At 61.7% G+C, this 21489-nt stretch carries 13 protein-coding genes; all 13 read left to right on the top strand.

Annotated features, from left to right (window positions below; all coding sequences use genetic code 11):
• The first annotated feature begins 13 nt into the window (after positions 1-13).
• The 13 genes from tssB to JN756_RS31500 all read left to right on the top strand — a co-directional run bounded on the left by tssB (position 14) and on the right by JN756_RS31500 (position 21378).
• Complete coding sequence (gene tssB / locus JN756_RS31435) at positions 14-520, top strand: type VI secretion system contractile sheath small subunit (RefSeq protein ID WP_017849978.1); 507 nt, start codon at positions 14-16, stop codon at positions 518-520.
• A 2-nt stretch (positions 521-522) separates the two neighbouring features.
• Entirely contained in the window at positions 523-2019 is a 1497-nt protein-coding gene (tssC, locus tag JN756_RS31440; protein ID WP_017849979.1) for a type VI secretion system contractile sheath large subunit, read from the top strand.
• Between the two features lie 175 nt (positions 2020-2194).
• A complete protein-coding gene (locus JN756_RS31450) occupies positions 2195-2683 on the top strand; it encodes an Hcp family type VI secretion system effector (RefSeq protein WP_003195562.1) in 489 nt (162 codons plus the stop codon).
• 78 nt (positions 2684-2761) lie between these two features.
• Positions 2762-3277, top strand: coding sequence for a type VI secretion system baseplate subunit TssE (gene tssE, locus JN756_RS31455; protein ID WP_005792513.1), 516 nt, complete (start codon positions 2762-2764; stop codon positions 3275-3277).
• Positions 3274-5133 carry a type VI secretion system baseplate subunit TssF gene (tssF, locus tag JN756_RS31460; protein ID WP_046381630.1) on the top strand — a complete coding sequence of 620 codons (1860 nt, stop codon included), beginning with the start codon at positions 3274-3276 and terminating at the stop codon, positions 5131-5133. Before tssE ends, tssF begins: the two co-directional genes overlap by 4 nt.
• Positions 5097-6140 carry a type VI secretion system baseplate subunit TssG gene (tssG, locus tag JN756_RS31465; RefSeq protein WP_201021654.1) on the top strand — a complete coding sequence of 348 codons (1044 nt, stop codon included), beginning with the start codon at positions 5097-5099 and terminating at the stop codon, positions 6138-6140. Before tssF ends, tssG begins: the two co-directional genes overlap by 37 nt.
• Positions 6133-8790, top strand: a complete 2658-nt coding sequence (gene tssH, locus JN756_RS31470; protein WP_057004026.1) for a type VI secretion system ATPase TssH — start codon at positions 6133-6135, stop codon at positions 8788-8790. The genes tssG and tssH overlap by 8 nt, the downstream gene beginning before the upstream one ends.
• A gap of 158 nt (positions 8791-8948) precedes the next feature.
• Entirely contained in the window at positions 8949-10889 is a 1941-nt protein-coding gene (locus JN756_RS31475) for a type VI secretion system Vgr family protein (protein WP_250690863.1), read from the top strand.
• A gap of 15 nt (positions 10890-10904) precedes the next feature.
• Complete coding sequence (locus tag JN756_RS31480) at positions 10905-11339, top strand: DcrB-related protein (RefSeq protein WP_057005223.1); 435 nt, start codon at positions 10905-10907, stop codon at positions 11337-11339.
• A 12-nt stretch (positions 11340-11351) separates the two neighbouring features.
• Complete coding sequence (locus JN756_RS31485; protein ID WP_201021656.1) at positions 11352-15779, top strand: RHS repeat-associated core domain-containing protein; 4428 nt, start codon at positions 11352-11354, stop codon at positions 15777-15779.
• Positions 15780-15781: 2 nt separating this feature from the next.
• On the top strand, positions 15782-16060 hold the full coding sequence (locus JN756_RS31490) for a hypothetical protein (RefSeq protein WP_057005221.1): 279 nt from the start codon (positions 15782-15784) through the stop codon (positions 16058-16060).
• 69 nt (positions 16061-16129) lie between these two features.
• The gene (locus JN756_RS31495) at positions 16130-20500 is read left to right on the top strand and encodes an RHS repeat-associated core domain-containing protein (protein WP_250690864.1); all 4371 of its coding nucleotides are present in this window, start codon (positions 16130-16132) and stop codon (positions 20498-20500) included.
• Positions 20501-20508: 8 nt separating this feature from the next.
• Entirely contained in the window at positions 20509-21378 is an 870-nt protein-coding gene (locus JN756_RS31500) for a tetratricopeptide repeat protein (RefSeq protein WP_108525835.1), read from the top strand.
• The last annotated feature ends 111 nt before the right edge of the window (positions 21379-21489 follow it).

The following is a 21489-nucleotide window of genomic DNA, read 5'->3' on the forward strand; positions in this document are numbered from 1 at the left end:
CAGGAGCAGCAACGTGGCGAAGCAAAGTTCTCAGAAATTCATCGCGCGCAACCGCGCGCCTCGAGTGCAGATCGAGTACGACGTCGAGCTCTACGGCGCCGAGAAAAAGGTCCAGCTGCCCTTCGTGATGGGTGTGATGGCCGACCTCGCCGGCAAACCCGCCGAGCCCCTCGCGCCCGTGGCCGACCGCAAGTTCCTTGAAGTAGACGTCGACAACTTCGACTCGCGCCTCAAGGCCATGCAACCGCGCGTAGCGTTCCACGTACCCAACGAGCTGACCGGCGAAGGCAACCTGAGCCTGGACATCACTTTCGAAAGCATGGACGACTTCAGCCCGGCCGCCGTGGCCCGCAAGGTCGATGCGCTGAACAAGCTGCTCGAAGCTCGTACCCAGTTGGCCAACCTGCTGACCTACATGGACGGCAAGACCGGCGCTGAAGAAATCATCATGAAAGCGATCAAGGACCCGGCATTGCTGCAGGCCCTTGCGAGCGCGCCGAAGCCGGCAGGGGAGCAGTAATCATGACCGAGAATACCGTGCGCGAAAGCGCTCAGAACCTGGGCGCCACCGAAGAAACCAGCGAGTTCGCCTCGCTGTTGCTGCAAGAGTTCAAACCGAAGACCGAGCGTGCCCGCGAAGCCGTGGAAACCGCCGTGCGGACACTCGCCGAGCAGGCGCTGGCACAGACTGACCTGGTGTCCAACGACGCGATCAAGTCGATCGAATCGATCATCGCCGCCATCGACGCCAAGCTCACCGCCCAGGTCAACCAGATCATCCACCACCCGGATTTCCAGCAGCTGGAAAGCGCCTGGCGTGGCCTGCACTACCTGGTCAACAACACCGAGAGCGATGAGCAGCTGAAGATCCGCGTGCTCAACATCTCCAAGCCGGACCTGCACAAGACCCTGAAGAAATTCAAGGGCACCGCCTGGGACCAGAGCCCGATCTTCAAGAAGATGTACGAAGAAGAATACGGCCAGTTCGGCGGCGAACCTTACGGTTGCCTGGTCGGCGACTACTACTTCGACCAGTCGCCACCGGATGTCGAGCTGTTGGGCGAATTGTCCAAAGTCTGCGCCGCCATGCACGCCCCATTCATCGCTGCGGCTTCGCCGACCGTGATGGGCATGGGCTCGTGGCAGGAACTGTCGAACCCGCGCGACCTGACCAAGATCTTCACCACCCCGGAATACGCCGGCTGGCGCTCGCTGCGTGAATCGGAAGACTCGCGCTACATCGGCCTGACCATGCCGCGCTTCCTCGCGCGCCTGCCGTATGGCGCCAAGACCGACCCGGTGGAAGCCTTCGCCTTCGAAGAAAACACCGACGGCGCCGACAGCTCCAAGTACACCTGGGCCAACGCCGCCTACGCGATGGCGGTGAACATCAACCGTTCGTTCAAACACTACGGCTGGTGCTCGCGCATCCGTGGCGTGGAGTCCGGCGGTGAAGTGGAAAACCTGCCGGCCCACACGTTCCCTACCGATGACGGTGGCGTGGACATGAAATGTCCGACCGAAATCGCCATCAGCGACCGCCGTGAAGCGGAGCTGGCGAAGAACGGTTTCATGCCGCTGCTGCACAAGAAGAACACCGACTTCGCCGCGTTCATCGGCGCGCAGTCGCTGCAGAAGCCGGCCGAGTACGACGATCCGGACGCCACCGCCAACGCCAACCTGGCCGCACGCCTGCCGTACCTGTTCGCCACCTGCCGTTTCGCGCACTACTTGAAGTGCATCGTGCGCGACAAGATCGGTTCCTTCAAAGAGAAGGACGAAATGCAGCGCTGGTTGCAGGACTGGATCCTCAACTACGTCGACGGCGACCCAGCGCACTCCACCGAAACCACCAAGGCCCAGCACCCACTGGCGGCAGCCGAAGTGATCGTGGAAGACGTCGAGGGCAACCCGGGTTACTACAACTCCAAGTTCTACCTGCGCCCGCACTACCAGCTCGAAGGGCTGACCGTGTCGCTGCGCCTGGTATCGAAACTGCCGTCGGCGAAAAGCGCGTAAAAAATCGGGACTGGCTCGCTCCCTGTAGGAGCGAGCTTGCTCGCGAAAAACTTGAAGGCGCTGCGTTCATCCAGGATGCCCGCGTCACCGTTGACGACCTTCGCGAGCAAGCTCGCTCCTACAGGGGTCGGCGGCGTTAACAAATACAGTGGCTGAGTCCACACAGGGAGAAAACATGGCTGTTGATATTTTCATCAAGATCGGCGACATCAAGGGCGAGTCCATGGACAAAGCCCACAAGGACGAAATCGACGTGCTGAACTGGAGCTGGGGCATGTCCCAGTCCGGCAACATGCACGTAGGCGGTGGCGGCGGCGCGGGCAAGGTGAACATCCAGGACCTGTCGCTGACCAAGTACGTCGACAAGGCCTCGCCGAACCTGATGATGCACTGCGCCAGCGGCAAGCACATCGACAAGGTCAAGCTGACCGTGCGCAAGGCCGGTGGTGAAAGCCAGGTCGAGTACATGGTGATCAACCTGGAAGAAGTGCTGGTCACGTCCCTGAGCACTGGCGGTTCGGGCTCCGATGATCGCCTGACCGAAAACGTCACCCTGAACTTCGCCCAGGTGATGGTCGACTACCAACCGCAGAAAGCCGACGGCACCAAAGACGGCGGCGCGATCAAGTTTGGCTGGAACATCCGTTCCAACACCAAGCGCTGATAGCCCTGGCGGCCGTGGCCCAGCGCCACGGCCCCAGGCACTTTGTCCCTCTCGCAACCCGTCCGTGGAGCTGCTTTGGTGGTAACTGAAATCGCTTCCCGCGACCGTCTGCAACCGTCCCTGTTGGACCGGTTGACCGACGACGACCCAACCAACCCGAAGGAAAGCGCCGACAAGCGCGTGCTGTCCCTCACCCAATTGAAGGCCTCGGTGCTGCGTGACCTGGCGTGGCTGCTCAACACCACGTCGTTGCTCGATGCCGATGCCACCCTGCACACCCCGGCCGGCACCTCGGTGGTCAATTACGGCCTGCCGGCGCTGGCGGGCAACAGTGTTTCCAGCGTCGACATCAAGGCCCTGGAAGCCCTGATCTACCAGGCGATCGCCACCTTTGAGCCACGTATTCTGCGCCACACCCTGCGCGTCAAAGCCCGTGTCGGCCATGGCGAGATGAACCACAACGCCCTGAGCTTCGAGATCGAAGGCGACCTGTGGGCGCAGCCGGTGCCGTTGCGCCTGCTGCTGCAAACCGACCTGGACCTGGAGTCGGGCCATGTACGCGTGGTCAACGCCGACCAGCGGAGACGCCCATGAACCCGCGCCTGCTGGAGCTGTACAACCAGGAACTGCACCACGTGCGCGAAAGCGCCGCCGAGTTCGCCAAGGAATACCCGAAGATCGCCAGTCGGCTGAGCCTGTCCGGCATGGACTGCGCCGACCCCTATGTCGAACGTCTGCTCGAAGGCTTTGCCTACCTCACGGCCCGCGTGCAGCTCAAGCTCGACGCCGAGTACCCGACCTTCACCCATAACCTGCTGGAAATCGCCTACCCGCACTACCTGGCGCCGACCCCGTCGATGACCGTGGTGCAACTGCAGACCGACCCGGATGAAGGCTCCCTGGCCAGCGGTTTCCCGTTGCCGCGCGACAGCGTCTTGCGCGCCGCGTTGGGCCGCGAAACCCAGACCTGCTGCGAGTACCGCACCGCTCACCCGGTGACGCTGTGGCCGTTGCAGGTCAGCCACGCCGAGTACTTCGGCAACCCAGCCGCCGTGCTCGGGCGCCTGGCGGCCAGCGAACCGAAAGCCAAGGCCGGTTTGCGCCTGACCCTGCGCACCGGCGCCGAGTTGCCGTTCAACAGCCTCGCGCTGGACAACCTGCCGCTGTACCTCAGCGGTGCGGATGAGCAACCGTTCCGCCTCTACGAACAATTGCTGGGCAATGCCTGCGCGGTGTTTGCGCGCAAGCCGGGGGGCGATTGGGTCGAGCGCCTGCCACCAGACGCGCTGCGCTCGCGCGGTTTCGACGACGCCGACGCGGCCATGCCCGTGGTGGCGCGGGCGTTCCAGGGCTATCGGTTGCTGCAGGAATACTTCGCCCTGCCCCACCGCTTCCTGTTCGTCGAGTTCGCCGAACTGGGCCGTGCGGTCAAGCGTTGCGACGGCCAGGAACTGGAACTGATCGTGCTGTTCGACCGCCACGAACCGAGCCTGGAAGGCAGCGTCGGTGCCGCGCAGTTCCTGCCGTTCTGCACCCCGGCGATCAACCTGTTCCCGAAACGCGTGGACCGTATCCACTTGTCCGACCGGGTCAACGAACACCATGTGATCGCCGACCGCACGCGGCCGATGGATTTCGAGATTCACTCCCTCGACGGCATCACCGGCCACGGCACCGGGCCGGAGCAGCCGTTCCTGCCGTTCTATGCGGTGCGCGACCCCTCGCGTTATGGCCGCGACCAGGCGTACTACACCGTGCGCCGTGAGCCACGGGTGCTGTCCAGCGACCAGCGGCGCAACGGCCCGCGCTCCACCTACGTGGGCAGCGAAACCTTCGTCAGCCTGGTGGACAGCCAGCAAGCGCCCTATCGCCACGACCTGCGCCAACTCGGCGTGAGCGCGCTGTGTACCAACCGCGATTTGCCGCTGTTCATGAGCGTGGGCAATGGCAAGACCGACTTCACCCTCGCCGACAGCGCCCCGGTGCTGGCCGTGCGCTGCGTCGCCGGGCCCAGCCGCCCGCGTGCCAGCCATGCCCATGACGCCAAGGCCTGGCGCCTGATCAGCCAGCTGTCGCTCAACTACTTGTCCCTGAGCGAACAGGGCCAGGGCGCGGGCGCCTTGCGCGAGCTGCTGCGCCTGTATGGCGACAGCAACGACGCCGCCCTGCAATTGCAGATCGAAGGCCTGCGCGAAGTCAGCAGCAAAGCGGTGACCCGGCGCCTGCCGATGCCCGGCCCGATCGTGTTTGGGCGCGGCCTGGAAATCACCTTGGAATTCGATGAAAACGCGTTTCGCGGCACCGGCGTGTTCCTGCTCGGTGCGGTACTGGAACGCTTCCTGGCACGCTACGTGTCGATCAACAGTTTTACCGAGACGGTGATCCGTACCACCGAACGCGGCGAGATCATGCGATGGAAAGCCAAGCCCGGACGTCGTCCGACCCTGTGAGTACCCTGGATGCGATGCACCAGGAGCCCTGGGAATACGATTTCTTCCAGGCGCTGCGGCGTATCGAATGCGAATCGCCGGACCTGCCGCGCCTGGGCCAGTCCCTGCGCCTGGCGGACGACCCGCTGCGCCTCGGGCAACAGGCCGACTGCACCTTCGCCCCGGCCACCCTGGCCTCGGTCGACCCCGCTGGCGACGGCCAGCCGGCGCGGCTGCAGCAGTACTTTTTCGGCCTCGGCGGCCCCAACGGCCCGCTGCCGCTGCACATCACCGAGTACGTGCGCGAACGCCAGCGCAACAATGCCGACAGCACCAGCAAACAGTTCCTGGATATCTTCCACCATCGCCTGTTGAGCCTGTTCTACCGGGCCTGGGCCGAGGCGCGGCCGACCGTCAGCCACGACCGCCCGGACGATGATTACTGGTCGGCGCGCCTCGCCGCCTTGAGCGGTCGGGGCATGCCGAGCCTGCTCAACCAGGGGCTGATCCCCGACACGGCAAAGCTGCATTACAGCGGCCACCTGTCGGCGCAGACCCGCTACCCGGATGGCTTGAAGGCGATCCTTGGCGAGTACTTCGGCCTGCCGGTACAGATCGAAGAATACATCGGCCAATGGCTCGAGCTGCCCGAGCGCAGTCGCGTCGGGGTCAGCGCCAACCGGCTCGGCGTGGACTTCTGCCTGGGCAGCCATGTGTGGGACCGCCAGCACAAATTCCGCATCCGCCTGGGCCCGCTCGCGCTGGACGACTACATGGGCATGCTGCCCGGCAGCCAGCCGTTCAACGAGCTGGTGGCCTGGGTGGCCGAGTACCTGGGCCATGAATTGGACTGGGACTTGAACCTGGTTCTGCAACAACCCGAAGTCCCGGCGCTGCAACTCAACGGCCGGTTCCGCCTGGGCTTCAACACCTGGCTCGGCCGCCCTGCGGTTGATGCCAACGACCTAATCCTGGCCCGGCATTACGCCGATCACGCCACCACCTCAAGGAATCCAGAGCATGGGTGAAATCAGTCGCGCCGCACTGTTCGGCAAACTCAACAGCGTGGCCTACAAAGCCATCGAAGCCGCCACGGTGTTCTGCAAGCTGCGGGGCAATCCGTATGTGGAACTGGCCCACTGGTTTCACCAGTTGCTGCAACTGCAGGACTCGGACCTGCACCGCATCATCCGTCAGTTCAACGTGGAACCGGCGCGCCTGGCCCGCGACCTGACTGAAGCCCTCGACCGCCTGCCGCGGGGCTCGACTTCGATCACCGACCTGTCCTCCCATGTGGAAGAAGCCGTAGAGCGCGGCTGGGTCTACGGCAGCCTGATGTTCGGCGAAAGCCAGGTGCGTACCGGTTATCTGCTGCTGGGCATTCTGAAGACGCCGAGCCTGCGCCATGCGCTGTTGGGTTTGTCGGCGGAGTTCGACAAGGTCAAGGCCGAAGCCCTGAGCGAACGCTTTGACGAGTACGTCGGCGACTCGCCGGAGAATGCGTTGACGGCCAGCGACGGTTTCAACGCCGGCGCCGTTCCGGGCGAAGCCAGCGGTGCGATGGCGCCGAGTGCGATGGGCAAGCAGGAAGCGCTCAAGCGTTTCACGGTCGACCTGACCGAACAGGCACGCAGCGGCAAGCTCGACCCGATCGTCGGCCGCGACGAAGAGATCCGCCAGTTGGTGGATATCCTCATGCGTCGACGCCAGAACAACCCGATCCTCACCGGTGAAGCCGGCGTGGGCAAGACTGCCGTGGTCGAAGGCTTCGCCCTGCGCATCGTCGCCGGCGACGTGCCGCCCGCGCTGAAAGACGTTGAACTGCGCAGCCTTGACGTCGGCCTGCTGCAAGCCGGCGCCAGCATGAAAGGCGAGTTCGAACAGCGCCTGCGCCAGGTCATCGAAGACGTCCAGGCCTCGCCGAAGCCGATCATCCTGTTCATCGACGAAGCCCACACCCTGGTGGGTGCCGGTGGTGCCGCCGGCACCGGTGACGCAGCCAACCTGCTCAAACCGGCTCTGGCCCGCGGCACCTTGCGTACCGTGGCCGCGACCACCTGGGCCGAGTACAAGAAACACATCGAAAAAGACCCGGCCCTGACCCGCCGTTTCCAGGTAGTGCAGGTGGCCGAACCGTCGGAAGACAAGGCGCTGCTGATGATGCGCGGCGTGGCCTCGACCATGGAGAAACACCATCAGGTGCAGATCCTCGACGAAGCACTGGAAGCCTCGGTGAAGCTGTCCCACCGCTACATCCCGGCGCGCCAGTTGCCGGATAAATCCGTCAGCCTGCTGGACACCGCCTGCGCCCGCGTCGCCATCAGCCTGCATGCGGTGCCGGCCGAAGTCGACGACAGCCGTCGCCGCATCGAAGCCCTGGAAACCGAGCTGCAGATCATCGCCCGCGAGCATGCGATCGGCATCGCCATCGGGGCACGCCAGAGCAACAGCGAAGCCCTGCTGAGTGCCGAGCGCGAGCGCCTGGCCAGCCTGGAAAGCCGCTGGGCCGAAGAGAAAACCCTGGTCGATGAGTTGCTCGCCACCCGCGCCACGTTGCGTGAAAAAGTCGGCGTGGTCGACAGCGGCAACGATGAGTTGCGTGCGCAATTGGTCGACCTGCAGCAGCGCCTCACCGCGCTGCAAGGCGAAACCCCGCTGATCCTGCCGACCGTGGATTACCAGGCGGTGGCCTCGGTGGTCGCCGACTGGACCGGCATCCCGGTCGGCCGCATGGCGCGCAACGAACTGGAAACCGTGCTCAACCTCGACCAGCACCTGAAGAAACGCATCATCGGCCAGGACCACGCCTTGCAGATGATCGCCAAGCGCATCCAGACCTCCCGCGCCGGCCTCGACAACCCGAGCAAGCCGATCGGCGTGTTCATGCTGGCCGGCACCTCCGGCGTGGGCAAGACCGAAACCGCCCTGGCCCTGGCCGAAGCCATGTACGGCGGCGAGCAGAACGTCATCACCATCAACATGAGCGAGTTCCAGGAAGCCCACACCGTGTCGACCCTCAAGGGCGCGCCACCGGGCTACATCGGCTACGGCGAAGGCGGCGTGCTGACCGAAGCGGTACGGCGCAAACCCTATAGCGTGGTGCTGCTGGACGAGGTGGAAAAAGCCCACCCGGACGTACACGAGATCTTCTTCCAGGTGTTCGACAAGGGCGTGATGGAAGACGGCGAAGGCCGGGTCATCGACTTCAAGAACACGCTGATCCTGCTGACCACCAACGCCGGCACCGAGTTGATTTCCCAGGTCTGCAAAGACCCGGCGAACATCCCCGCGCCGGAAGACATTGCCAAAGCCCTGCGCCAGCCGCTGCTGGAAATTTTCCCGCCCGCACTGCTCGGCCGACTGGTGACCATCCCGTATTACCCGCTGAGCGACGAGATGCTCAAGGCGATCACCCGCCTGCAACTCGAGCGCATCAAGAAGCGTGTGCAGAACACCCACAAAGTCGCCTTCGATTACGACGACGCAGTGGTCGATTTGATCGTCTCGCGCTGCACCGAGACCGAAAGCGGCGGGCGCATGATCGACACGATCCTCACCAACAGCCTGCTGCCGGACATGAGCCGTGAATTCCTCACGCGCATGCTCGAAGGCAAGGCGCTGGCGGGTGTGCGGATCAGTAGCCGGGATAATGAATTGCACTATCAGTTCAACGATTGACCTGAAGAAACATAATCAAAAATGTGGGAGGGGGCTTGCCCCCGATGGCGGTGAATCAGTCACCGAATGCATCAACTGATACACCGCCATCGGGGGCAAGCCCCCTCCCACATTTGAACTCGGTTTCTTCAGTTATTTAGTCATTTTCGAGACGCCCGATGCTATTCAACCAAACCTCACGCCTGGCCAAGATCACCAGCCCCCTCGGGCCGGACGTGCTGTTGCTCAATCAAATGGGTGGCGGCGAAGAGTTGGGTCGGCTGTTCGCCTATGAGCTGCAACTGACCTCCCTGGACGCCAACATCGACCTCAACCAGTTGCTGGGCAAGCCGATGAGCGTCGGCGTGCAATTGGCGGACGGCGGCGAGCGGCACTTTCACGGCATCGTCGCGCAGTGCAGCCAGAGCATCGACCAGGGCCAGTTCGCCAGCTATCAGGTGACACTGCGCCCGTGGCTGTGGCTGCTGAGCCGCACGTCAGACTGCCGGATTTTCCAGAACCTGAGCATCCCGCAGATCATCAAGCAGGTGTTCCGCGACCTCGGCTTTTCCGACTTTGAAGACGCCCTGAGCCGACCGTATCGCGAGTGGGAATACTGCGTGCAGTACCGCGAGACCAGCTTCGATTTCGTCAGCCGCTTGATGGAACAGGAAGGCATCTACTACTTCTTCCGCCATGAACAGGACCGCCACGTGCTGGTACTGGCCGATGCCTACGGCGCCCACGCCACGGTGCCGGGCTACGTGTCGATTCCGTACTACCCCAAGGACGAGCAGCAACGCGAACGCGACCACCTGTACAACTGGCACCTGGCCCAGCAAGTGCAGCCGGGCTCGCTGGAGCTCAACGACTACGACTTCCAGCGCCCCAGCGCGAGCATCGACGTGCGCTCGGCGATGCCGCGCCCGCACGCCGCCGGCGACTACCCGCTGTACGACTACCCCGGCACCTACGTGCAAAGCGCGGACGGCGAACACTACGCGCGCACCCGCATCGAAGCCCTGCAAACCCTGCATGAACAAATCGAATTCAACGGCAACGCCCGCGGCCTCGGTTCCGGCAATCTGTTCAGCCTCACCGGCTTCAGCCGCCAGGACCAGAACCGCGAATACCTGATCGTCGGCTGCCGCTATTACATCGTTCAGGAAAGCCTGGAAAGCGGCGGCGGTTCAAGCTCGGCGCAGTTCGACAGCAGCCTGACCTGCATCGACGCCCAACAAAGCTTCCGCCCGCTGGCCAACACCTATCGCCCCATCGTCAAAGGCCCGCAGACCGCGCTGGTGGTCGGCCCCAAAGGCGAGGAAATCTGGACCGACCAGTACGGCCGCGTGAAAGTGCATTTCTACTGGGACCGCCACGACCAGTCCAACGAAAACAGCTCGTGCTGGATACGCGTATCGCAATCCTGGGCCGGCAAGAACTGGGGCTCGATGCAGATCCCACGGATCGGCCAGGAGGTGATTGTGAGCTTTCTGGAAGGCGACCCCGACCGGCCGATTATTACTGGGCGGGTGTACAACGCGGAGCAGACGGTGCCCTACGATTTGCCGGAGAACGCGACCCAGAGCGGCATGAAAAGTCGTTCGAGCAAGGGCGGCACGCCAGCCAACTTCAATGAAATCCGCATGGAGGACAAGAAGGGGGTGGAACAGTTGTATATCCATGCCGAGCGCAATCAGGACATCGTCGTCGAGGTGGATGAGAGCCATTCGGTGGGGCATGACCGCAACAAGAGTATTGGGCACAACGAGACGGTGACGATTGGCAACAACCGCCTGCGCATCGTCAAGCAGGAAGACATCCTCTCGGTGGGCCAGAGGAAGACCGACAGCATCAGCCAGAGTTACGTCATCGAAGTGGGCGAAAACCTACGCCTGGTCTGCGGCGAAAGCATCCTGGAGTTGAACGCCAGCGGGCAGATCAACCTCACCGGCGTGCAAATCAGCTTCTACGCCAGCGGCGATGCCGAGTTCAACACCGGCGGCGTGCTGCACCTGAACAATGGCGGCGGCCCCGGCGCGACGCCCGATGGCCAAGGCATAAAAGCCAGCATCGACGCCAACATCAAAGCCGCGTTCCCCGCGCCTAAAAGCTCCTGACGAGACCTGTCTTCCATGACGTACCGAATCAACGAATTCCAGTTCCAACTGCCGGCCGGCGAGCTGCAGGACGCGTCGATCAATATCCTCAAGTTCCCCGAACTGGGCACTTCCCTGATCGTCAGCCGCAGCCTGCTCGCCGAAGGCGAAACCCTGCACAGCAATTTCGACGACCAACTCAAGCGCCTGGAAAAACAGGTGCAGGACTTGCGCTGCCAACCGAGCGTCACCGTGCGCTTGGGCGCCGCCCAAGAGGTGGAAGGTATCGAGCTGCGCAGCCAGTTCAACAAGGGCAATGACAAGGTGTTCCAGTATCAACTGGCGTTGGTGTTGCCAGGGACGCGCAAGATGCTCGCCTTGAGTTACGTCAAGGCAGACACGCTGGGGGATGCCGAGGCGGCGCATTGGGCTTTGATCAAAAACTCGCTGTCCTTCGACATGCCACAGTGACGACGCGCCTCAATGTCTGACGCACTGCTCTGGGCCGCACGGTTGGGGGATGGCTTGTCCCATACCTCAGTGATGGCCGACATCCTTGGCGGTGTGCTCGAGGTCGCGGCTAACGTGGCGATAACGGCGTTGGCCACGGCTGCGGTGGTGGCGGCGACCGGTATCACCGTTGCGACGGGGGGGCTGGGCGCGTGCGTGTTGGGTGCCGTCGTCGGCGTGGTTGTCGGCATCGCCATGAGCAAAACCGGTGCCGACAAAGGCTTGAGCACGATGTGCGAAGGCATCGGCAACGCGCTGTTCCCTCCCGCCGTCATGGCGACGATTGTCAGCGGCTCCACTGACACCCTGATCAACTCAACCCCCGCTGCACGGGCAGCCGGCACGGTGCCATCCCATGTCGCCCCCTCCGGCACCGAAGCCGAAGAACCACCGTCGAAGCCGGAACACAGCGAAGAGCCCAGCTACCTGGATATGGCCAAGGGGTTCTTTTCACAAATGTGGCGCCCTACCGTCGCCACCCCGGCCCCCGGCGCAGTCCCCAAACCGTTGGACCTGGTGACGTGCATGAAGCATCCTCCGATGCCGCCGCAGTTTCTCGCCGAGGGCTCGGAAAAAGTCACGATCAACGGTCAGCCCGCCGTGCGCAGCGGCGACCGTAGCACTTGCGACGCGACGGTGGTGTCGTCGGGGCTGATCTCGCCGAACGTGACCATCGGCGGTGGCTCAGTGGTGGTGCGCGAGATACGCAGCGGCAAAACACCGGGTGTAGGCCTCGCCGTTACCGCCTTGATGATGCTCAAAGGGGGCAAAGGCAAGTTCCTCAGCAACCTGCCTTGTATGCTGCTCGCAGGCGTCAATTCGTTTGTGGTCAGCCAGGCCATGGGCGCCCTGGCCAATGCGACCATGGGCTCGCCTAACCCTGTTCACGCCAGTACCGGAGCCAAGGTACTCGGCGGTTCCGAGGAATTGGATTTTGCCCTGCCTGGCATCATGCCCATCGACTGGCAACGTTTCTACAACAGCCGGGACGAGCGCCAGGATGGCTTGTTCGGTGCCGGCTGGAGCCTGTCCTATGAGGTCAGCGTCCACTTGCTGCGCCACCCGGAAGGCGGCGAACACCTGGTGTACGTCGACGAGCAAGGCCGACGCATCGACATGGGATCGATCCCCTTGGGCGGCGCCGTGTTCAGTGCTGGCGAGGGGCTCAGCGTCAGGCGCCACCTGGGCGGTCAGTTGCTGATCGAAAGTGCCGACGGTCTGTATCGGTTGTTCGACCCGGCGCCACAGAACGCTACCTTGCTGCGCCTTAGTCAATTAGGTGATCGCAACGACAACCGTATCTACCTGGATTATGACAACGACGGTCGCCTGCTGCGGCTTCGGGACACCTTTGACCTGGTCAAGGTTGAACTGGCATACGACGCAACCTGGCAGCGCCGCGTCAGCCAGATCGAGCGGCTTTACCCCGACCAGCGCCGCGAAGTGCTGATGCATTACAGCTACGACAGCCGTGGCGATCTGGCTTGTGTACGTCAATCCGACGGCCAGGTTAAACGTCGATTTGTCTACGATGCCGGGCAGCGTATGGTCGAGCATCAATTGCCCACCGGCTTGCGCTGTTTCTACCAGTGGGCCCTGGTGGAAGACCGTGAGTGGCGTGTGGTCCGGCACTGGACAGACGCCGGGGACACCTACGATTACCACTACGAACTGGACGCTGGCATCACCCGCATCACCGACGGGCTGGAGCGAATCAGCATCCGCCGATGGGATCAACAGCATCAGATCATCGAGTCTATCGATGTGCTCGGACGTACCTGGGCCTTCCAATGGAATGATGAAAGCCAACTGCTGGGCGCCACCGATCCCAACGGCGGGCACTACCAATTCAGCTACGACGAAGCCGGTAACCTGAGCGAGACGCTCGACCCCTTGGGACGCAGCGAATCGACCTTGTGGCTGGAACATTGGGCACTACCGCTGGCAGAAACCGACGCCGCAGGCAATACCTGGCAATACCGTTACGACTCGCGCGGCAATTGCGTCAGCGAAACCGACGCTGCTGGGAACGTCACGGCCTATCGTCATGATGCCCACGGGCAAGTCGTGCAAATCACCGATGCCAGTGGCAAGAGCAAAACCCTGCGCTGGACGCCGCTCGGCCAGTTAAGCGAGCACACCGACTGTTCGGGAATGACCACTCGCTTGAGCTACTGCGAGCGCGGCCTGCTGCTGACCAGCACCGATGCACTGGGCGAGCGCACGGTGTTCAGCTATGACGATCAAGGCCGACTCACCCGCAAGCAATTGCCCGACGGCCGCAGCGAACACTATGAGCACGACGCCTGTGGTCAGGTCATCGGCTATCGCGACCCCGCTGGCAACACTACCTACTTCCAGCATGCCCTGAGTGGCCAGTTACATCAGCGCATTGACGCCCATGGCCGCCGCGTGACGTTGAACCATGATGCTTACGGCCGCCTGCAAAGCCTGACCAACGAGAACGGTGAACGCTACCGGTTCGACTGGGACGCCGGCGACCGGTTGACCCAGGAACACCGCCTGGACGGCGGTCTCAAGCGCTACGCCTACGACCCACTGGACAACGTCACGCAGGTAGAGACGATCGCAGTACACGGCACCGAGACAGCCATCATTCACGACCTGGAACGGGACGCCGCAGGTCGGCTGGTCGCCAAGAACACCCTGGATGGGCGCACCGAATATTGCTATGACGAGCTGGATCAAGTCACATCCATCACGTTCACCGGGCGTGACGGCCAACAGAGTCTGGGATTCGGTTATGACGTCCTCGGCCAACTGGTTCTCGAACACAGTGCCGCCGGCAGTTTGGAACACCGTTACGACGAGCTGGGCAATCTGGTTCAGACCCAGCTTCCTGACGGCCGTTGGCTCAACCGCCTGCGCTACGGCAGCGGGCATCTGCACCAGATCAATCTTGATGGCAGGGTCATCAGTGATTTCGAGCGTGATCGGTTTCACCGGGAAGTCCTGCGCACCCAGGGCCGTATCAGCACCCGCAGCGAGTACGACCGCAGCGGACGACTCCGCGCCCGTCAGCGTCGGCAACAGGACCAGTCGCTGCTGGTACCAGCAACGCAAACACGCTTTGGCTATGACGACAGCGACCAGTTGGTCGAGCGCTTTGTCAGCCACCCGGGCACGACACACCGCCAACTGCTGCACTACGATGCCACCGGTCGCATTCTCGCCAGCCAGGACAACCTTCTGGGTCAACGTGAAGCCTTCGCCTACGACCCGGCCGCCAATTTGCAAGATGGCCTCGGGCATGTGGCCCACAACCGGTTATTGACCTATCAGGACAAGCGTTACCGCTACGACGGTTTCGGCCGCATGGTCGAAAAATACAGCACCCAGCGCGGCACCCAACGCTTCAGCTATGACGCCGAGCAGCGGCTGGTGCAGGTGAACAACAACGACGGCTCCACGGTCAAAATGACCTACGACCCGCTGGGCCGACGGATCGCCAAAACATTGTTTGACCGTAACGGTGTCCAGCAGAGCCAGACGCTATTCACCTGGGACGCGATGCAGTTGTTGCAGGAGCGCTGCAACCAGCGGACCAGCCTCTATATCTATGCCGACGAGGGCTACGAACCCGTCGCACGCGTCGATGGCCTCGGGGCTCTGCAAAAGGTTCGCTACTATCACAACGACCCCAATGGCCTGCCCGAGCAGCTCACGGAAAGCGACGGCCATACGGTATGGAAGGCGCGTTATGAAGTCTGGGGCAATACCGTCGAGGAAACCCGCGAGCCCTATTACATCGAAGAACAGAACCTGCGCTTTCAGGGCCAGTACCTGGATCGAGAAACCGGGCTGCACTACAACACGCTGCGCTTTTACGATCCGCAGATCGGACGCTTCACGACGCCCGACCCTATCGGCCTGGCCGGCGGCCTTAACCTCTACCAGTACGCACCCAACCCCCTGAGCTGGATCGACCCGCTGGGCCTGATGAAGTGCTCAAGCCCACCCAAGGGGCGTAAGGTCAATCGCACGGTGTATCGATTCGAGGAGCCCGGACGCATCGGTACGACCTGGCAGGCACACAAGTGGAATGTGGAGTCCCGACACCGGTACACGGCCAGGGGACTGGGTGGCGTGTATGGCGCCAACTCGCGAAAGACCGCATTGGGCGAAGTCACCCACTGGGATGTCGACCTGTCCACACGGGTACTGGTCAGTAAAAAGGTGCAGCTAAACAACGTGCTGGACTTAACGCGCGCCGACGTGCGCAAACAGTTAGGCGTATCACTCAAAAGCATTACGGGTAACAAATACACCGAAACTCACCAGATCGGCAGCTGGGCAAAAGCCAATGGCTATGATGGGATTCTTGCCCCATCCGCGCGAAACCCGACCGGCAGCAACTTAATATCATTTGCAGGATTCTGATCATGCCACTTGAAGATGAATACCCCGGCGATGCCGACTGGCAAAGCATGGTAGCGCTGTACAAAGAAGACTATCTGGACGAAGACGCGCGCACCCTGGCGCAAGCATTGGCCGGCGACCTCGACGTGGCCGTTGTGCTGCGAGGCAAGCGAGGGCTCAAGGAAGGGCTGTGGTGGATCGAACGCAAAGTTCCCGCTCTCGACAATGTGCGGCCTGTCGACTGCCTTGAAGATCCGCGGCTGATCAAACGCCTGCGAACAGCCTTGATGAGCATGCCGTAACCAGACGAGGGAGCAACTGATTGACTATGGAAGGTCTCAAGAAAATCGCCACGGCCCTGGGCACCGCGTATGTCTGACGCACTCTGGGCCGCTCGCATGGGCGATGCGCTGGCCCACACCTCGATGATGGCCGACATCCTCGGCGGTGTGCTGGAGGTGGCTGCCAATATCGCGATCACTGCCGTGGCGACTGCTGCCGTTGTCGCTGCCACAGGGATTACCGTCGTGACCGGCGGGTTGGGGTGCTTCCTGTTGGGCGCGGTAGTGGGCACGATTGTTGGCCTTGCCATGAGCAAGACCGGTGCAGACAAAGGCCTGACAAACTTATGCGATAGCTTCAGCAATGCCCTTTTCCCGCCCACGGTACAGGCGAATATTCTCACCGGCTCAACCGATACCCTGACCAACAACATCCCTGCCGCCCGGGCCGCCGGGGCGATCAGCTCTCATGTGGCGCCGGCAGGCACCGAACTGGAAGCACCCGAGCCGGAACCCGAGGCCAGTTATCTGGACATGGCCGAGAGTTTCTTCTCGCAGATGTGGCGCCCCACGGTTGCCACTCCGGCGCCAGGCGCCGTGCCAAAGCCGCTGGACCTGGTCGCGTGCATGAAGCATCCACCGATGCCGCCGCAGTTTCTCGCCGAAGGTTCGTCCAAGGTCACGATCAATGGCCAACCAGCGGTGCGCAGCGGCGACCGCAGTACGTGCGACGCCAGCGTGGTGTCTTCCGGGCTGATTTCACCCAACGTGACGATTGGCGGCGGCTCAGTGGTGGTGCGGGAAATCCGCAGCGGCAAGACACCCGGCGTCGGGCTCGCAGTCACGGCGTTGTTGATGCTCAAGGGCGGCAAGGGCAAGTTCTTCAGCAAGCTGCCGTGCATGCTGATCGGCGGCGCGACTTCGATGGCGGTCAGCAGTGCAATGGGCGCGATGGCCAACGCGGCCATGGGCTCGTCCAACCCGGTGCATGCGGCGACCGGCGCGAAAGTGCTGGGCGATGTCGAGGAGCTGGATTTCGTGCTGCCCGGCATCCTGCCAATCGACTGGCAACGCATCTACAACAGCCGCGACGAACGCCCCGGCAGTCTGTTCGGCGCGGGCTGGAGTGTCGCCTATGAGGTGTGCGTCGAGATCCGCCCTCATCCCGACGGCGGCGATACGCTGGTCTACACCGATGAGCAGGGCCGACCGATCGACATGGGCTCGATTGCCCTGGGCGGCGCGGTGTTCAGCGCCGGTGAAGGACTCTCCGTGCGGCGCCACCTCAACGGGCAATTGCTGATCGAAAGTGATGACGGCCTGTACCGGCTGTTCGAACCGACCCCGACCAATGCTGGCTTGCTCCGCCTGACTCAGCTCGGTGACCGCAACGACAACCGTATCCACGTCGACTATGACGCCGCCGGGCGCCTGGTGCGCCTGCACGATACTTTCGATCTGGTGCAAGTCGAACTGGTGCGCGAGCGTGAACGCGTCACTCATATCGAACGCATCTATCCCGATCAACGCCGCGAAGTGCTCGTCAGCTATACCTACGACACGGCGGGAAATCTGGCTGAGGTACGCGATACCACCGGCCAGGTGCAGCGGCGCTTCGCCTACGACGCCGGGCGCCGGATGGTGGAGCATCAGTTGCCCACCGGGTTGCGTTGCTTCTATGAATGGGCGCTGGTCGAAGACCTGGAATGGCGCGTGGTCCGGCACTGGACCGACGAGGGTGACGCCTACCAGTTCGACTATGACTTGAAAGCCGGCCTCACCCGCATTACGGACGGCTTGCAACGCGTCAGCAGCCGCCACTGGAATACCCAGCATCAGATCATTCAACACAGCGACAACCTCGGCCAGACCTGGTTGTTCGAGTGGAACGACGAACGCCAATTGCTCAGTGCCACCGATCCACAGGGTGGGCGCTACGCATACAGTTACGACGAGGCCGGCAACCTGATCGACGATTCCGACCCGCTGGGCCGCAGCGATTCGACGCTGTGGCTGGAACATTGGGCCTTACCGCTGGTGGAAACCGACGCCGCCGGCCACAGCTGGCAGTATCGCTACGACCCGCGCGGCAACTGCATCGCCGAAACCGATCCGCTGGGTCATATCACTCGCTATCGCTACGACGCCCATGGACAGGTCGTGGAAATCGTCGACGCCACGGGTAAACGCAAGAAGCTGCGGTGGAATTCGTTCGGGCAACTGGTCGAGCACATTGACTGCTCGGGTTACCCCACGCGCTTCAGCTATGACGAGCGAGGCTATTTGCAGGTCATCACCGACGCCCTCGGCGAACGCACTCAATTCAGCTATGACGCCAACGGGCGCTTGCTCAGCAGCCAACTGCCGGACGGACGCATTGAGCGCTATCAGCGCGATGTCAGCGGTCAGTTGGTGGGCTATACCGACCCCGCCGGGCACACCACGCTCTACCAGCACAACCGTCGCGGCCAGGTACGCCAGCGCACCGACGCCCATGGCCGGCAGGTGCAATTCGGCTATGACAGCTATGGGCGGCTGCAAGCGCTGGTCAACGAGAACGGCGAAAGCTATCGGTTCGCGTGGGATGCCGGGGATCGGCTGACCCAACAACAAGACCTCGACGGCAGCGCCAAGCGCTACACCTACGACCGGCTGGATAACATCACGGCGGTGACCGCCGCTGCGGCGCCTTATGGCAATGGCTTGGCGATAGTTCCCGAGATGCCAGCGCCCCCCATCATTCATCGACTGGAGCGCGATGCGGTTGGCCGGTTGATTGCCAAGACCACCGACGATGGCCGCACCGACTACAGCTACGATGCGGTGGACCAGCTAACCGCCGTCACCTTCACCGACTTGCAGGGCAATACCCAGGCTCTTGGTTTCGCTTACGACGCCCTTGGCCAGTTGCTTGCCGAACAGAGTTCAGCGGGCAATCTGCACCATCGCTACGACGAACTCGGCAACCTGATCCAAACCCAACTGCCCGACGGCCGCTGGCTCAATCGCCTGTACTACGGCAGCGGCCACCTGCACCAGATCAACCTCGACGGCCAGGTCATCAGCGACTTCGAACGCGACCGCCTGCACCGCGAAGTGCTGCGCACCCAAGGCCAACTCAGCACCCGCAGCGAATACGACCGCAGCGGCCGCCTGCGCGCACGCCAGCGCCGCCACGCCAGCCAGCCCTCGTTGATGCCGGCGGCCACACAAAAACACTTCGAGTACGACCCCGCCGACAACCTGATCGGCAAACTCGACCAGCAACCCGCCGCGCAACATCGCCAACTGCTGCACTACGACGCCACCGGCCGCATCATCGCCAGCCAGGACAACCTGCGCGGCCAGCGCGAAACCTTCGCCTACGACGCGGCCGCCAACCTGCTCGACGGCCCGCAAACCTCTGGCGGCTTGGTGCGCCATAACCGATTGCTGACCTATCAGGACAAGCGTTACCGCTACGACGGCTTTGGCCGAATGATCGAAAAACGCAGCGCCAAACGCGGCGTGCAGCGCTTTGCCTACGACGCCGAAAGCCGGCTGATTGAAGTACGCAATGAAAACGGCAGCGTGCTCAGGATGACCTATGACCCGCTGGGCCGGCGTATTGAAAAAACCGAGCATGGCCGCGACGGCTATCCGCTGGGCGAAACCCGGTTCATGTGGGATGGCCTGCGGTTGTTGCAGGAGCATAAACACAGTCAGACGAGCCTGTATGTCTATGAAGACGAAGGCTACGAACCCTTGGCCCGAGTCGACGGCATCGGCCCGCTGCAGAAAATCCGCTACTACCACAACGATCTGAACGGATTGCCGGAGCAACTGACCGAAGCAGATGGAGAAACGGTGTGGCGCGCGACGTATCGGGTGTGGGGCAACACACTGGAGGAGGTGCGCGAGCCTTATTACATTGAAGAGCAGAATTTGCGGTTTCAGGGGCAGTATCTGGACCGGGAGACGGGGCTGCATTTCAATACGTTTAGGTTTTATGATCCGGATGTGGGGCGGTTTACTACGCCGGATCCGATTGGGTTGGACGGAGAGCTTAATCTCTACCAATACGCATCAAATCCGATTGCATGGATCGATCCATGGGGATGGAAAACTTGCGGCGCTGCAAACGGAAATTCCAGACAAAATAACAAGGTAAATCATGTATACGTCATTCGTAACAAAACGACTGGGCAGGTGTACAAATATGGTATCAGCGGTGGGAAAATTTCCAAAAATGGGAAATCTTACCGAGCGCAGTCGCAGGTACGCAGACTTAACAGGGGGAGTTCTGATAAATACGAGTCCGCCATAATCAGAAAAAATGTAACACGCACCAAGGCTCTTAAAGTTGAACAAGGTAGAGTCAATGGCTACTCAGTAGCCGCTCAGCGAGCAGGTCAAACACCTTCATTTCCAAAAGTCGGGATTAATCCTGTGGGCAACTCACTGCCAAATGCGACGAGATAGAAACTCTAATGAGCAAATATTTATCAACACTCGAAATTATTCCAACTACAGACCGCCTGCAGGCTCACAGCGTTCGAGAGGCCGCCGTACTCTATATTTATCTTCTAACGACCACTTGCAAGCTTTCTACTGGTGGAGTTGCCAAAGTGGTTCTTCAGCAAGCGCCAGAGGAAGCAGAGCTGACACTTACAAATGTTTGCACCTACTCTCATCCTTTCAAGCACTTACAGGACCTGCCGACGGAAGCTACAGACGCCGTTATTCGCCAGTGCTTTATCGACGATATCAATGAGGCGCTCCTATCATTAGCAACTCTCAAAGGTTGGGATACCGACCCAATACATAAACTTCATGCAGCGATTGTCAAACGTGGCTATCAGTTTTCCGGTACTTCAGGCCGCTCACTGAAAAACCCAGCTAAAACGCTCACGGCGTCAGCCGCCTGGCGCACGGATCGATACATTAATATCGGCGTCTTGGTGCAAGGCCCCAAAAACACACCAACCGAGTTTTTTACTGCCACACGAATTGGCATATCGCTGGGACTTTTCGAATCACTGCTAGGCGCTGTTGAATGGGTGGACGATCAAACCATTCGCCTTTTCCAAGCAAACAAGCGCGACTATTGGGAAATTGATACGATCTCTAAAGAGGTGAAATTCCACTTCCCCAGAGCTGAGTCCGGTGATGCCCATGGAGAGTTTGATCTGGGTAAAATGTACGTTGATGGATGGATAGTCGAACAGAATTTTGAACAAGCCCGGCAGTGGTTGGAGCGCTCTGCTGCTCAAGGTTTCTCTCGAGCAGTCAAACTTTTGCAGCGCATGAATGACGGCGACACAAACCTCGCGGATCCGGTGATGAACAGCAAAAAATGATTCCGGGGTATATTCCTCTTGCATCCCGATTACTGGCTGCTCCTCATACACTCTGCGACCTGACAGAGCAATATTGTTACGACTAACCGCGCGTGTACCTGCGCTCACGCC

This window comes from Pseudomonas sp. Y39-6 (genome assembly GCF_023651955.1).
Lineage (GTDB): Bacteria > Pseudomonadota > Gammaproteobacteria > Pseudomonadales > Pseudomonadaceae > Aquipseudomonas > Aquipseudomonas veronii.

Bases quoted from the DNA above. Each gene is read 5' to 3' on its own strand.
- tssC (WP_017849979.1), top strand. From the start codon at position 523: ATGACCGAGAATACCGTGCGCGAAAGCGCTCAGAACCTGGGCGCCACC.
- JN756_RS31490 (WP_057005221.1), top strand. From the start codon at position 15,782: ATGCCACTTGAAGATGAATACCCCGGCGATGCCGACTGGCAAAGCATG.
- JN756_RS31480 (WP_057005223.1), top strand. From the start codon at position 10,905: ATGACGTACCGAATCAACGAATTCCAGTTCCAACTGCCGGCCGGCGAG.
- JN756_RS31475 (WP_250690863.1), top strand. From the start codon at position 8,949: ATGCTATTCAACCAAACCTCACGCCTGGCCAAGATCACCAGCCCCCTC.
- tssF (WP_046381630.1), top strand. From the start codon at position 3,274: ATGAACCCGCGCCTGCTGGAGCTGTACAACCAGGAACTGCACCACGTG.
- JN756_RS31450 (WP_003195562.1), top strand. From the start codon at position 2,195: ATGGCTGTTGATATTTTCATCAAGATCGGCGACATCAAGGGCGAGTCC.
- JN756_RS31500 (WP_108525835.1), top strand. From the start codon at position 20,509: ATGAGCAAATATTTATCAACACTCGAAATTATTCCAACTACAGACCGC.
- tssH (WP_057004026.1), top strand. From the start codon at position 6,133: ATGGGTGAAATCAGTCGCGCCGCACTGTTCGGCAAACTCAACAGCGTG.
- JN756_RS31495 (WP_250690864.1), top strand. From the start codon at position 16,130: ATGTCTGACGCACTCTGGGCCGCTCGCATGGGCGATGCGCTGGCCCAC.
- tssG (WP_201021654.1), top strand. From the start codon at position 5,097: ATGGAAAGCCAAGCCCGGACGTCGTCCGACCCTGTGAGTACCCTGGAT.
- JN756_RS31485 (WP_201021656.1), top strand. From the start codon at position 11,352: ATGTCTGACGCACTGCTCTGGGCCGCACGGTTGGGGGATGGCTTGTCC.